The organism is Streptomyces silvisoli (genome assembly GCF_029269905.1).
GTDB classification, from domain to species: Bacteria; Actinomycetota; Actinomycetes; order Streptomycetales; family Streptomycetaceae; genus Streptantibioticus_A; species Streptantibioticus_A silvisoli_A.
This window is the reverse complement of sequence record NZ_JARJBC010000011.1, coordinates 191,091-206,638: the sequence shown is the minus strand read 5'-3', so window position 1 is coordinate 206,638 and position 15,548 is coordinate 191,091. Positions and strand designations below refer to the sequence as shown.

The 15,548-nt window shown below is 73.0% G+C and carries 1 protein-coding gene; it reads left to right on the top strand.

All coding sequences use genetic code 11. The features are described 5' to 3' along the window. The first annotated feature begins 136 nt into the window (after positions 1-136). Entirely contained in the window at positions 137-15,502 is a 15,366-nt protein-coding gene (locus P3G67_RS19150; protein WP_276094524.1) for a type I polyketide synthase, read from the top strand. The last annotated feature ends 46 nt before the right edge of the window (positions 15,503-15,548 follow it).

Here is a 15,548-nt window from a genome sequence, read left to right as displayed (position 1 = left end):
GGGGCGGTAAGGGGTTGTCGGGATGGTTGGCCCGACCATAGCCTCCCTACGAGAAGTCGATTGAATTCGTTACTGGTTCGATTGTTTCTGGTTCGTTTATTTTCCGATGCCGTCTGCCGTAAATGGGTTGCGTTAAATGGCGAATGAAGAGACGCTGCGGGACTACCTCAAGCTGGTGACGGCGGATCTGCATCAGACCCGGCAACGCCTGCGCGAGGCCGAGGCGAAGAACCAGGACCCCATCGCCATCGTGGGGATCGGCTGCCGCTACCCGGGGGGCATCAGCTCCCCCGAGGACCTGTGGCAGCTGGTCATGGACGGCGAGGACGTGATCAGCGACTTCCCGGCCGACCGCGGATGGGATCTGGACACCGTCTACCACCCGGACCCGGAGCACCCGGGCACGGCCTATGTCCACCAGGGCGGATTCGTAAGGGACTTCGCCCAGTTCGACCCCGGCGTCTTCGGCATTTCACCGCGCGAAGCCCTTTCCATGGATCCGCAGCAGCGGCTGCTGCTGGAAACGTCCTGGGAGGCGTTCGAGCGGGCCGGAATCGACCCGACGTCCATGCGCGGCAAGCAGGTCGGCGTATTCGTCGGCACCAGCAGCCACGACTACCTCACCGCGCTGCTGAGTTCGTCGGAGGACCTTGAGGGCTATCTGGGCACCGGTAACGCGGCCAGCGTGGCCTCCGGCCGGCTCTCGTACACGTACGGGCTCGAAGGCCCGGCCGTCACCGTGGACACCGCCTGCTCGTCCTCGCTGGTGGCGCTGCACCTGGCGGTGCAGTCGCTGCGCAACGGCGAGTGCTCGCTGGCGCTGGCCGGTGGCGCGACCCTGATGTCCGCGCCCGGTACGTTCATCGACTACAGCAAGCAGCGCGGCCTGGCGATGGACGGCCGCTGCAAGGCGTTCTCCACCGAGGCCGACGGGTTCAGCCTGTCCGAGGGCGTCGGCATGCTGCTGGTGGAGCGGCTGTCCGACGCGCGCCGCAAGGGCCACCCGGTACTGGCCGTGGTGCGCGGCTCGGCGGTCAACCAGGACGGCGCCAGCAACGGGCTCACCGCGCCCAACGGCCCCTCCCAGCAACGCGTCATCCTCCAGGCGCTGTCCAACGCCCGCCTCACGCCCGACGAGGTGGACGCCGTCGAGGCGCACGGCACCGGCACCGCACTTGGCGACCCGATCGAGGCGCAGGCGGTGCTGGCCACCTATGGCAAGGACCGGTCGAAGGACCGGCCGCTGTGGCTGGGCTCGTTGAAGACCAACATCGGCCACGCCCAGGCCGCCGCCGGTGTCGCGGGCGTCATCAAGTCCGTCATGGCGCTGCGCCACGGCACGCTGCCCAAGACCCTGCACCTCACCGAGCCGACCACGCACGTGGACTGGTCGGCGGGCGAAGTCGCCCTGCTCACCGAGGCGCGGCCGTGGCCGGAGAACGGCCACCCGCGCCGGGTGGGCGTCTCGTCGTTCGGCATGAGCGGCACCAACGCGCACACCATCCTGGAGCAGGCGCCGGCCCCCGACTCCGCGACGGACGGGACGACGGCGACCCCGCTGCCCTACGTGCCCGTCGCGCTGTCCGGCAAGGACGAGGCGGCGTTGCGCGCCCAGGCCGAGCGGCTCCGGCGGAGACTTGCGGCGCAGCCCGGTCTCGGCCTGCTGGACGTCGGCTACTCGCAGGCGGTCACGCGGGCGGCAATGGACCGGCGCGCGGTGGTCGTGGCGCAGGGCCGCGACGAGCTGCTGGCCGGGTTGGCCGAGCTCGCGGCGGGCGGTACGTCCGCGTCACTGGTGGAAGGCACATCAGTCGAGGGCAAGTTGGCCTTCCTGTTCACCGGGCAGGGCAGCCAGCGGCTGGGGATGGGGCGGGAGCTCTACGAGGCGTATCCCGTCTTCGCCCGGGCCCTGGACGAGGTGTGTGAGCGGTTCGAACTGCCGCTGAAGGACGTGCTGTTCGGCACCGACGCCGAACCTCTGGACCAGACCGGTTACACGCAGCCCGCGTTGTTCGCCGTTGAGGTGGCGCTGTTCCGGTTGGTGGAGTCGTGGGGGGTCAAGCCTGACTTCCTGGCCGGGCACTCCATCGGCGAGTTGGCCGCCGCGCATGTCGCTGGTGTGCTGTCGCTGGATGACGCCTGCACGCTGGTGGCCGCCCGTGGCCGTCTGATGCAGGAACTGCCCGGCGGCGGCGCGATGGTGGCCGTGGAGGCGGGCGAGGACGAGGTCGCCCCGCTGCTGGTCGAGGACGTGAGCATCGCCGCGATCAACGGGCCCACGTCCGTGGTGATCGCGGGTGACGAGGACGCGGTCCTGGAGATCGCCGCTGGCTTCGAGGCGCAGGGCCGTAAGACCAAGCGCCTCACCGTCAGCCACGCGTTCCACTCGCCACACATGGACGGCATGTTGGAGGCGTTCCGTGATGTGGCGTCGGGCCTGGCCTACGAGGCGCCCCGCATCCCCATCGTCTCCACTCTCACCGGCGCCCTGGTCACCGCCGACGAGATCGGCACCCCCGACTACTGGGTCCGCCACGTCCGCCAGACCGTCCGCTTCCTCGACGGCATCCGCTGGCTGGACGGCCACGGTGTGTCGGCGTACCTCGAACTCGGGCCCGGCGGCGTGCTGTCCGCCATGGCACAGAGCTGCGTCACCCGCTCCGACGCCGCCTTCCTGCCCGCCGTGCGCACCGACCGTCCCGAGGCGCAGTCGCTGACCGCCGCCATCTCGCGCGCCCACGTCCGCGGCCACGGCCTGGACTGGGAGGCGTACTTCTCCGGCACCGGGGCGCGCCGCGTCGACCTGCCCACGTATGCCTTCCAGCGGCGCAAATACTGGCCGCGCGACCCGTTCACCAACCCTGGCGAGGCGGTCGGTGCCAGTGCGCTGGACGCGGTGAGCGCCCGGTTCTGGGAGGTCGTGGACAACGAGGACCTGGCGGCGCTCACCGGAACCCTCGGCGTGGACCCGGAGCAGCCGCTCAGTGCGGTGCTGCCCGCGCTGTCCGCATGGCACCGCCAGAGCCGGGACCGCTCCATCGTGGACGGCTGGCGGTACCGGGTCACCTGGCAGCCGCTGCCGCACTCCGCGGCCAAGCCGCTCACCGGCACCTGGCTGCTGGCCGTCCCCGCCGGACACACCGACGACGAGTGGGTGACCGCCGCCGCCCGCGCCCTGGCCGAACGCGGCGCGGACGTACGGCAGTTGGTCGTCGACGCCGCCACCGAGGACCGCACGGCCGTCGTCGAACGGCTGCGTACCGCGATCGACGGCGCCGAGGTCACGGGCGTCCTGTCGCTGCTGGCGCTGGACGGCAGACCGCACGCCGAGTACTCCTCGCTGCCCGCGGGGCTGTCCGGCACCACCGCGCTCGTACAGGCGCTCGGCGACACGGGCGTGGACGCGCCGCTGTGGTGCGCCACCCGTGGCGCGGTCCGGGTGGGCCGTTCCGACCAGCTCACCAGCCCCGACCAGGCGCAGGTGTGGGGGCTCGGCCGCTCGGCGGCCCAGGAGTACCCGGAGCGCTGGGGCGGACTGGTCGACCTGCCCGCCACGGCCGACGACCGTGCGATGGCGCGGCTGGCCGACATCCTCGGCGACCTGGCCGGAGAGGACCAGCTCGCGGTGCGCCCGCAGGGCGTGTTCGCCCGCCGACTGGCCCGCGCCCCGCAGTCCGAGCTGACCGAGGCCCCGAACGGCCGTTGGTCCGCCACCGGTACCGCGCTGATCACCGGCGGCACCGGGGCGCTCGGCGCCCACGTCGCCCGCTGGCTGGCCCGCAACGGCGCCGAGCACCTGGTGCTGGTCAGCCGCCGCGGCCCGGACGCGCCCGGGGCTGACGAACTGCGCGCGGAACTCGTGGAGTTGGGCGCCGAGGTGACCGTCGCCGCCTGCGACGTCGCCGACCGGGACGCGGTCGCCGAGCTGCTGCGCTCCCTGCCCGCGCGCTACCCGCTGACCGCCGTCGTGCACGCCGCCGGTGTACTGGACGACGGTGTGCTGGACGCCCAGACCCCGCAGCGGATCGCGGGCGTGCTGCGTGCCAAGGCGACCGCCGCGGCCGTGCTGCACGAGCTGACCCGTGACCTGGGCCTGTCCGCGTTCGTGCTGTTCTCCTCCTTCGCCGGCACCTTCGGCGGTGCGGGCCAGGCCAACTACGCCGCCGCCAACGCCTACCTGGACGCGCTGGGCGAACAGCGCAGGGCCGAGGGGCTGCCCGCGACCGTACTGGCGTGGGGCGCTTGGGCCGAGGGCGGTATGGCGACCGACAAGGTGGTCGCCGAGCGGCTGCGGCAGGCCGGAATGCCGCCGCTGGCCCCCGAGCTGGCGCTCGCCGCACTGCACAAGGCGCTCGACCTGGACGAGGCGTTCTCGCTCGTCGCCGACATCGACTGGCAGCGGCTCGCCCCGGGCCTCACCGCGGTGCGCGCCAACCCGTTCATCTCCGGGCTGCCGGAGGTGCAGCGCGCGCTGGAGAGCGCCACGGCGCCCGGCGCCACCGCCGACCTGTCGTCCTTCCAGCGCAGCCTGGCCGCGGCCTCCGAGGCCGAACGCGAACAGCTCGCGCTGGACTTCGTACGCACCCAGGTGGCCGCCGTCCTCGGCTACCCGGGGCCTGAGTCGGTGGAGCCCGGCCGGGCGTTCCGCGACCTCGGCTTCGACTCGCTGACCGCGGTGGAGATCCGCAACCTGCTGGGCGCCCTCACCGGGCTGCGCCTTCCGGCCACCCTGGTCTTCGACTACCCCAACTCCGTTGCCCTGGCGGAGTTCCTGCGCGTGGCGCTGCTCGGCGAGCCGGGCGCGGCGGACACCGCGCGGCCCCGGCTGACGGCGGCTGACATCGCCGACGACCCCATCGCCATCGTGGCGATGAGCTGCCGCTTCCCGGGCGGTGTGCGGTCACCGGAGGAACTGTGGGAGCTGCTGGCGTCCGGACGTGACGCGATCAGCGGGTTCCCCACCGACCGCGGCTGGGACCTGGAGTCGCTGTACGACCCGCGGTCCGAGGCGGAGAACACCTCGTACGTCAACGAGGGCGGGTTCCTCGCCGACGCGGCCGAGTTCGACCCGGCGTTCTTCGGCATCTCGCCGCGTGAGGCGCTGGCGATGGACCCGCAGCAGCGGCTGCTGCTGGAGATCTCCTGGGAGGCGTTCGAGCGGGCCGGGATCGACCCGGCGACGCTGCGCGGTGAGCAGGTCGGCGTCTTCGCCGGAACCAACGGCCAGGACTACCTGCCCCTGATGCTGGCCGCGCCCGACGGCACCGAGGGCTTCCTGGGCACCGGCAACGCGGCGAGCGTGGTGTCGGGCCGGGTGTCGTACGTGCTCGGTCTGGAGGGCCCGGCGGTCACCGTTGACACGGCGTGCTCGTCGTCGCTGGTCGCGCTGCACTGGGCGATCCAGGCGCTGCGGCACGGCGAGTGCTCCATGGCGCTGGCCGGTGGGGTCACCGTGATGTCCACGCCCGCTTCGTTCGTCGACTTCAGCCGCCAACGCGGCCTGGCCGCCGACGGCCGCATCAAGGCGTTCGCCGCGGGCGCCGACGGCACCGGCTGGGGCGAGGGCGCGGGCATGCTGCTGGTGGAGCGGCTGTCCGACGCGCGCAGGAACGGCCATCCGGTGCTGGCGGTCGTCCGGGGCAGCGCCATCAACCAGGACGGTGCGAGCAACGGCCTCACGGCCCCGAACGGCCCGTCCCAGCAGCGGGTCATCCGGCAGGCGCTGGCGTCCGCCGGTCTCACCACGTCGGACGTGGACGCGGTGGAGGCGCACGGTACGGGCACGACGCTGGGCGACCCGATCGAGGCGCAGGCGCTGCTCGCCACCTACGGCCAGGACCGGCCGGAGGGCCAGCCGCTGTGGCTGGGCTCCATCAAGTCCAACTTCGGCCACACGCAGGCCGCGGCCGGTGTCGCGGGCGTGATGAAGATGGTGCTGGCCATGCGGCACGGTGTGCTGCCGCAGACCCTGCACGTGGACGAGCCGACACCGCACGTCGACTGGTCGGCGGGCGCGGTCTCGCTGCTGACCGAGTCCCGGGTGTGGCCCGAGACCGGCCGTCCGCGCCGGGCCGCCGTCTCCTCGTTCGGCATCAGCGGCACCAACGCACACACCATCGTCGAGCAGGCCCCGGCCTTCGAGGACGACACCCCGCACGAGACGCGGCCCGCGGCCGTCCCGCTGGTGCTGTCCGCCAAGCACGCCGACGCACTGCGGGACCAGGCGCAGAGGCTGCGCTCGCACCTGGTCGCCAACCCCGAACTCGGCCTTGCCGACGTGGCGTTCTCGCTGGCCGTCGGGCGCGCGGCGTTCGAGCACCGCGCGGTGGTGGCGGCCGCGGAGCGCGAGTCCGTGCTGGCGGCGCTGGACGCGCTGGCCGAGGGCCGCCCGGCGGCCGGGGCGGTGGAGGGACGGACGGCAGAGCGGAAGCTGGCGTTCCTGTTCACCGGGCAGGGCAGTCAGCGGCTGGGCATGGGCCGGGAGCTGTACGAGGCGTACCGCGTCTTCGCCGAGGCATTCGACGCGGTGTGCGCCTATCTCGACCAGCATCTCGAACTCGCCCTGCGGGACGTGGTGTTCGGCTCGCGCTCCGAGTTGCTGGATCAGACCGGTTACACGCAGCCCGCGTTGTTCGCCGTCGAGGTGGCGTTGTTCCGGCTCGTCGAGTCGTGGGGTCTGAAGCCTGACTTCCTGGCCGGGCACTCGATCGGCGAGTTGGCCGCCGCGCATGTCGCTGGTGTGTTGTCGCTGGAGGATGCCTGCACGTTGGTGGCGGCTCGTGGCCGGTTGATGCAGGAACTCCCGGGCGGCGGCGTGATGGTGGCGGTCCAGGCGGCGGAGGACGAGGTCGTCCCGCTGCTGGTCGAGGGCGTGAGCATCGCCGCGATCAACGGGCCGACGTCGGTCGTCATCGCCGGTGACGAGGACGCGGCCCTGGAGATCGCCGCTGGCTTCGAGACGCAGGGCCGTAAGACCAAGCGGCTGGCCGTCAGTCACGCGTTCCACTCGCCGCACATGGACGGGATGTTGGAGGCGTTCCGCGAGGTGGCGTCGGGGCTGACGTTCGCCGCCCCGCGCATCCCGATCGTGTCCACCCTCACCGGCACGCTGGTCGGCGCGGAAGAGATCCGCACCCCCGACTACTGGGTCCGCCACGTGCGCCAGGCCGTCCGCTTCCTCGACGGCATCCGGTCGTTGGAGGCCCAGGGCGTCACCACGTTCCTCGAACTCGGCCCGGACGGTGTGCTGTCCGCCATGGCCCAGGAGTGCGCCACCGGCGAGGACCCGGCCTTCGCCCCCACCCTCCGCAACGGCCGCCCCGAGGCGGAAGCCCTGGTCACCGCCCTCGCCGTGGCACATGTACGCGGCGCCGCCATCGACTGGCGGGCGTACTTCGCGGGCACCGGTGCCCGCCGCGTGGACCTGCCCACGTATGCCTTCCAGCGGCAGCGCTACTGGCCGAAGCTGCCCGCGTTCCTGGCGGGCGATGTCGCCGCGATCGGGCTGGGCGAGACCGGGCACCCGCTGCTGGGCGCAGTCGCCGAACTACCTGACTCTGACGGGGTGTTGCTCACCGGCCGGTTGTCGTTGCAGAGCCACCCGTGGCTGGCCGACCACGCGATCATGGGTTCCGTCCTGCTGCCAGGCACCGCGTTCGTGGAGTTGGCGCTGCGCGCGGGTGACCAGGTGGGCTGTGACTACCTGGAGGAGCTGACCCTTGAGGCGCCGCTGGTGCTGCCGGAGCACGGCGGGGTGCGGCTACGGCTCGCGGTGGGCGCCGCCGACGGCACCGGACGCCGCCCGCTGGCGCTGCACTCGCGCGCCGAGGACCGGGCCGCCGACGAGTCGTGGACCCGGCACGCCAGCGGTGTGCTGGCTTCCGGGGGGCAGCCGCAGCCGTCGTTCGAGCTGACCGCCTGGCCCCCGGCGGAGGCGGTCGAAGTCGAACTGGACGGCCGATACGAGCAGTTGCTGGCCATCGGCTTCGACTACGGCCCAGCCTTCCAGGGGCTGAGCCGGGCCTGGCGGCGGGACGGCGAGATCTTCGCCGAGGTGCGGTTGCCGCAGGACGCCGAGTCGGAGGCGGGCCGGTTCGGCCTGCACCCGGCGCTGCTGGACGCCGCACTGCACGCCATCGGGCTGGGCGGCCTGGGCGCCGACGACGGCCAGGGGCGGCTGCCGTTCGCCTGGACAGGTGTGTCGCTGCACGCCAGCGGCGCCGCCGCGCTGCGCGTCCACCTGGTCGCGGCGGGCGCCGAGGGCGTCCGCCTGGAGATCGCCGACGCCACCGGTGCGCCGGTCGCCGCCGTCGAGTCGCTGGGACTGCGCCCGGTGTCCGACGACCAGTTGCGGGCCGCGCGGGCCACGTACCACGAGTCGCTGTTCCGCCACGAGTGGACCACCGTGCCCACCAACGCCGCCTCCCCCCAGGGGAGTTGGGTGGTACTCGGTGACGTCGACCTTGGTCTGGACGTGCCTCGGCACGCGGACCTGGCCGCGCTGATCCGCGCCGTTGACGAGGGCGCCGACGTACCGGACGAGGTCTTCGTTCCGTTCGCACCCGTCGCCGAGGCGACACCCCAGGTCGTGCGCACGGCCGCCTCTGCCGCGCTGCGGCTCGCCCAGGCGTGGCTGGCGGACGAGCGGTTCGCCGGTTCACGGCTGGTGGCGGTGACCCGCGGCGCGGTGGCCGCCGCTGCGGACGAGCCGGTCGACGATCTGGCGCACGCCGCCGTCTGGGGCCTGCTGCGCTCGGCGCAGACCGAGAACCCGGACCGCTTCGTGCTGGTCGACCTCGACGGCCAGGAGACCGCGCCGCAGACCCTGGCAGCGGCACTGGCCTGCGGCGAGCCGCAGTTGGCGGTGCGTGAGGGCACCGTGCGGACGCTGCGGCTGGCACGCGTCCCGGCCCGGGCCGACGCCCAGGCCCGGCCTTACGACCCGGACGGCACGGTGCTGATCACCGGCGCGTCCGGTTCGCTGGCCCGGCTGTTCGCCCGCCACCTGGTGGCCGAGCACGGTGTACGGCACCTGCTGCTGGTCAGCCGCCGTGGCGCCCCGGCCGAACTGGTCACGGAACTGGGCGAGTTGGGCGCGACCGTCACCTCGTCCGCCTGTGACGTGACCGACCGGGACGCACTGGCCGAGGTGCTGGCCGCGATCCCCGCCGAGCATCCGCTGACCGGGGTGATCCACGCGGCGGGCGTGCTGGACGACGGCGTCATCGGCTCGTTGACCGAGGACCGTATGGACACCGTGCTGCGTCCGAAGGTGGACGCGGCGCTGCACCTGCACGAGATCACCCGCGAACTGGACCTGTCCGCGTTCGTGCTGTTCTCCTCGTCCTCCGGTGTGTTCGGCGGCCCGGGACAGGGCAACTACGCGGCGGCCAACACCTTCCTGGACGCGCTCGCCCAGCACCGCAAGGCGCAGGGCCTGGCCGCCACCGCGCTGGCCTGGGGGCTGTGGGCGGTCGCGGACGGCATGGCCGGCGGCCTGGACGAGGCCGACATCAGCCGGATGCGGCGGGCGGGCCTGCCGCCGCTGACCGCCGAGGACGGACTGGCACTGTTCGACACCGCACGCACGGTGGACACCGCCGCCCTGGTCCCGATGCGGCTGGACCTCGCCGCACTGCGCGCCCAGGCCGCGGCGGGCACCATCGCCCCCGTGCTGCGCGGACTGGTCCGCACCCCGGCGCGCCGGGTCGTGGACGCCGCCAGCGGCGCCGAATCCGGTCTGGCGCAACGGCTTTCGGGACTGTCGGAGCAGGAGCAGCAGCGCCTGCTGCTCGACCTGGTCCGCACCCAGGTGGCGGCGGTGCTCGGCCACGCGGGCCCGGAGGCGGTCGAGTCCGGCCGTGCGTTCAAGGAGCTGGGCTTCGACTCGCTGACCGCGGTGGAACTGCGCAACCAGCTCAACACCGCCACCGGACTGCGGCTGCCCGCCACACTGATCTTCGACTATCCGGACCCGACCACGCTCGCCCGCCATCTGCGCACCGAGCTGACCGGCACGGACGCCGCCGCGGCCGCCCCGGTGGCCGTTACCAGGACCGTCGCCGACGAGCCCATCGCCATCGTCGCGATGAGCTGCCGCTACCCGGGCGGCGTGCGCACCCCCGAGGACCTGTGGCGACTGCTCGCCGCGGGCTCCGACGGCATCACCACCTTCCCCGGAAACCGCGGCTGGGACCTGGACGCCCTCTACCACCCGGACCCGGCACACCAGGGCACCTCCTACGCCCGCGAGGGCGGATTCCTGCACGACGCGGCCGAGTTCGACCCGGCGTTCTTCGGCATCTCGCCGCGTGAGGCGCTGGCGATGGACCCGCAGCAGCGGCTGCTGCTGGAGACCTCCTGGGAGGCGTTCGAGCGCGCGGGCATCGACCCGCTGGCGCTACGCGGCAGCCGCACGGGTGTGTTCGCGGGCGTGATGTACCACGACTACGGCGCGCGACTGCACGCCATTCCGGACGAGGTCGAGGGCTACCTCGGCACCGGCAGCTCCAGCAGTGTGGTCTCCGGCCGGGTGGCGTACACCTTCGGCCTCGAAGGCCCGGCGGTCACCGTGGACACCGCGTGCTCCTCGTCGCTGGTCGCCCTGCACCTGGCGGCGCAGGCGCTGCGCAACGGCGAGTGCGAACTGGCGCTGGCCGGTGGTGTCACCGTGATGTTCACCCCCGGTACGTTCATCGAGTTCAGCCGCCAGCGCGGGCTCGCGGAGGACGGGCGCTGCAAGTCGTTCGCCGCCGCCGCCGACGGCACCGGTTGGGGCGAGGGCGCGGGCGTGTTGCTGCTTGAGCGGCTGTCCGACGCCCGCAGGAACGGCCACCAGGTGCTGGCGGTCGTGCGCGGCTCCGCCGTCAACCAGGACGGTGCGAGCAACGGCCTCACGGCGCCCAACGGTCCTTCGCAGCAGCGGGTCATCCGGCAGGCGCTGGCCAACGCCCGGGTGTCCGCCGCCCAGGTCGACGTGGTGGAGGCGCACGGCACCGGTACCACGCTGGGCGACCCGATCGAGGCGCAGGCGCTGCTGGCCACCTACGGCCAGGGGCGGCCCGAGGACCAACCGCTGTGGCTGGGGTCGGTCAAGTCCAACCTGGGCCACACCCAGGCCGCTTCGGGCGTCGCCGGTGTGATCAAGATGGTGCTGTCGATGCGGCACGGGCTGCTGCCCAAGACCCTGCACGTGGACGAGCCGTCACCGCACGTGGACTGGTCGGCGGGCGCGGTCTCGCTGCTGACCGAGGCACGTGAGTGGCCGCAGGCCAACCGGCCGCGCCGCGCGGGTGTGTCGTCCTTCGGTATCAGCGGCACCAACGCGCACGTCATCATCGAGCAGGCCCCGACGACCGACACCCCCAAGTCCGAGGCGGCGGGCAACCAACTCCCCTACGTGCCGCTGCTGTTGTCGGCGCGCGGTGAGGACGCGCTACGCGCCCAGGCGCGGCGGCTGCGCTCCCACCTGCAGGCCGATGCCGAGTCGGGCCTGACCGACCTCGGCTTCTCGCTGGCCACCACACGGGCGGCGCTCGAACAGCGGGCGGCCGTGCTGGCCGGTGACCGGGACGAGGCGCTGCGCGCCCTGGACGCCCTGACCCGTGGCGAGTCGGCCCCGAACCTGCTGCACAGCACGGCGGTCGAGGGCAAGGTCGCCTTCCTGTTCACCGGGCAGGGCAGCCAGCGGCTCGGGATGGGTCGGGAGCTGTACGAGTCCTATCCCGTTTTCGCGACGGCGTTGGACGCGGTCTGCGACAGGTTCGAACTTCCGGTCAGGGACGTGCTGTTCGGCGCGGATCGTGAGGCGCTGGACCAGACCGCTTACACGCAACCCGCGCTGTTCGCCGTCGAGGTGGCGTTGTTCCGGCTCGTCGAGTCGTGGGGTCTGCGGCCTGACTTCCTGGCCGGGCACTCCATCGGCGAGTTGGCCGCCGCGCATGTCGCCGGTGTGCTGTCGCTGGATGACGCGTGCACGTTGGTGGCTGCCCGTGGGCGGTTGATGCAGGAGCTGCCGGGCGGCGGCGCGATGGTGGCGGTGCAGGCCGCGGAGGACGAGGTTTCGCCGCTGTTGACCGAGCGCGTCGACATCGCCGCGGTCAACGGGCCCACGTCGGTGGTGATCGCGGGTGATGAGGACGCGGTCCTGGCGATCGCCGAGGGCTTCGAGGCGCGGGGCCGCAAGACCAAGCGGCTGACGGTCAGCCATGCGTTCCACTCCGTCCACATGGACGGGATGCTGGCCGACTTCCGCAAGGTCGCCGAGGGCCTGACGTACGAGGCGCCCCGCATCCCGATCGTGTCCAACCTGACCGGCACGCTGGTCACCGCGGAGGACATCTGCCTGCCCGACTTCTGGGTCCGGCACGTCCGCGAGGCCGTCCGCTTCCACGACGGCATCCGGGCCCTGGACACCCAGGGCGTGACGACGTACCTCGAACTCGGCCCGGACGGTGTGCTGTCCGCCATGGCCCAGGAGAGCGTCACGGCCGCCTTCGCACCCGTACTGCGCGACGGCCGCGCCGAGGCGGAGACCCTGACCGCCGCCCTGGCCCTGGCACACGTACGCGGCGCCGCCATCGACTGGCAGGCGTACTTCGCGGGCACCGGCGCCCGCCGGGTGGAGCTGCCCACGTACGCCTTCCAGCGGCAGCGCTACTGGCTCGACGTCGGCGTCTCCATCGAGGACATGATCGCGGCCGGTCTGGACACAGCGGACCACCCGCTGCTGGGTGCCGCGGTGGAACTGCCCGAGTCCGGCGGTTTCGTGTTCACCGGACGGCTGTCCCTGCAAACCCACCAGTGGCTGGCCGACCACGCCGTCATGGACACCGTGCTGCTGCCCGGCACCGCCTTCGTGGAGCTGGCGCTGCGCGCGGGCCAGGAGGTCGGCTGCGACACCGTGGAGGAGCTGACCCTGCACGCGCCGCTGGCGCTGCCGGAGCGCGGCGCGGTGCAACTGCGGCTGTGGGTGGGCGAGTCGGACGAGGCGGGCAGGCGCCAACTGGCCCTGCACTCGCGGCCCGAGGACGCACCGGCCGACGAGCCATGGCTGCGGCACGCGGGCGGCGTACTGGCCGTCGGCCAGCAGCCGGAGGCGTTCGACCTGAGCGTGTGGCCGCCGCAGGACGCCACCGAGGTGGACACCAGCACGCTGTACGAGGGCGTCGCCGAGGCCGGGCTCGGCTACGGGCCGGTGTTCCAGGGCCTGCGCACCGCCTGGCGGCGTGGCGACGAACTGTTCACCGAGATCCGGCTGCCGCAGGGCTACGGCACCGACGCGGGCGCGTACGGCGTGCACCCAGCGCTGCTGGACGCCGCACTGCACGGCATCGGCCTGGGCGGTGTGAGCCGGGACGTGGACGACGACGCGGGCCGGGCCCGGTTGCCGTTCGCCTGGACCGGGGTGCGGCTGCACGCCACGGGCGCCGACACGCTGCGGGCCCGGCTGACGCCGACCGCGTCCGGCGGGGTGTCGCTGCGGCTGGCGGACGGCACCGGTGCGCCGGTCGCCACGGTGGACGCGCTGGTGCTGCGGCCGGTCAGCGCCGAGCAGTTGACCGCGCGTACCGCGCACCAGGAGTCGCTGTTCCGGGTGGAGTGGACCGCGCTGCCGGAGGCGGCGGGCACCGTCCCCATCGGCGAACGCTGGGTGGTGCTGGGCACCGAGGCGCTGGAGCTGTCCGGCGACCGGCTCGACAGCTACCCGGACCTGCCCGCGCTCGCCGCGGCCGTGGCGGACGGCGCCCCGGCCCCGGAGACGGTCTTCGTGCCGCTGGCCGACGCGGGGGCACCGCAGGACATGCCGGGCGCGGCCCGGGCGGCGGCGCGTGAGGCGCTGGCGCTGGTGCAATCCTGGCTGGCCGACGAACGGTTCGCCGACTCGCGGCTGGTGCTCGTCACCCGTAGCGCCGTGCGGGTACGGCCCGGCGAGGACGTGACGGATCTGGTGCACGCGCCGGTGTGGGGCCTGGTGCGCACGGCGCAGTCGGAGAACCCCGGCCGGTTCGTGCTGGTCGACACCGACCGCACCGATGCCTCGAACCGGGCACTGGCCCCGGCGCTCGCCACCGACGAGCCGCAACTGGCCCTGCGGGCGGGCACCGCCCACGCCTTCAGACTGGCCCGGGTCGCGGCCGTGGAAGAGGCCGCACCGGACCTCGACGGCAACGGCACCGTGCTGATCACCGGCGCCACCGGAACACTGGGCCGACTGTTCGCCCGGCACCTGGTGACCGAGCGCGGCGCCCGTCACCTGCTGTTGACCAGCCGACGTGGTGGATCCGCGGAGGGCGCCGAGGAACTGGCGGCCGAACTACGGGAGTTGGGTGCGACGGTCACCTGGGCCGCCTGCGACGCGGCGGACCGGGAGGCGCTGGCCGAGACGCTGGCCACGATCCCCGACGGGCACCCGCTGACCGCGGTGATCCACACCGCCGGTGTGCTGGACGACGGAGTCATCGACTCGCTCACCGGCGAGCGGATCGACCGCGTACTGCGGCCGAAGGCCGACGCCGCATGGCACCTGCACGAGCTGACCCGCGACCGTGAACTGTCCGCGTTCGTACTGTTCTCGTCCGTCGGCGGTCTGTTCGGCGGTGCCGGGCAGGGCAACTACGCGGCGGCGAACACCTTCCTCGACGCGCTGGCCGAGCACCGCAACGCACAGGGCCTGCCCGCCAGTTCGCTGGCCTGGGGCCTGTGGGGTGCCGGTGACGGCATGGCGGGCAGCCTCACCGAGGCCGACCTGAACCGCATGGCACGGGCCGGAGTGGCACCGCTGCCGTCCGACGAGGGCCTGGCCCTGTTCGACCTGAGCGGTGCCCTGGACGACGCGGTACTGGTGCCCATGCGCACCGACGCCGCGGGACTGCGCGCACAGGCCGTCGCGGGCACGCTGCCGCCGCTGCTGCGCGGCCTGGTCCGCACCCCGGCGCGGCGCGCCGAGCAGACCGGCGGCACGGCCGACAGCGCCACCACGACCTCCTCGCTGCAGGAGCGACTGGCCGGACTGCCGAACGAGGAGCGCGACCGGGTGCTGCTGGACGCGGTGCGCACCCAAGTGGCCGCGGTGCTGGGCCACTCGGGAGCGGACGCGGTCGACGCCGAGCGCGGCTTCCTCGACCTGGGCTTCGATTCGCTGACCGCCGTGGACCTGCGCAACCGCCTCGGCGCGGTCGCCGGAATACGGCTGCCGGTCACGCTGATATTCGACTACCCGACGCCCGCCGCGCTCGCCGGATATCTGAGCGGCGAACTCCGCACGGACGACGCCGCGGCCCAGCAGTCCGTACACGCCGAACTCGACAAGCTGGAAGAGATCCTCTCCGCGATCGACTCCGACGATGCCGAACGACCCGGCATCACCGCCCGCCTGCGAGACCTCCTGTCGAAGTGGAACGAAACGCACAGTGCAACGGACACCGCTGCCGAAGAACGGGAAATCGAGTCCGCCACCGCGGACGAACTCTTCGACCTTTTGGACGAGGAACTCGGCCTGTGATGACGCGCGCTTCATGAGTACGGCAACTCCGGTTCACGGCACGGGC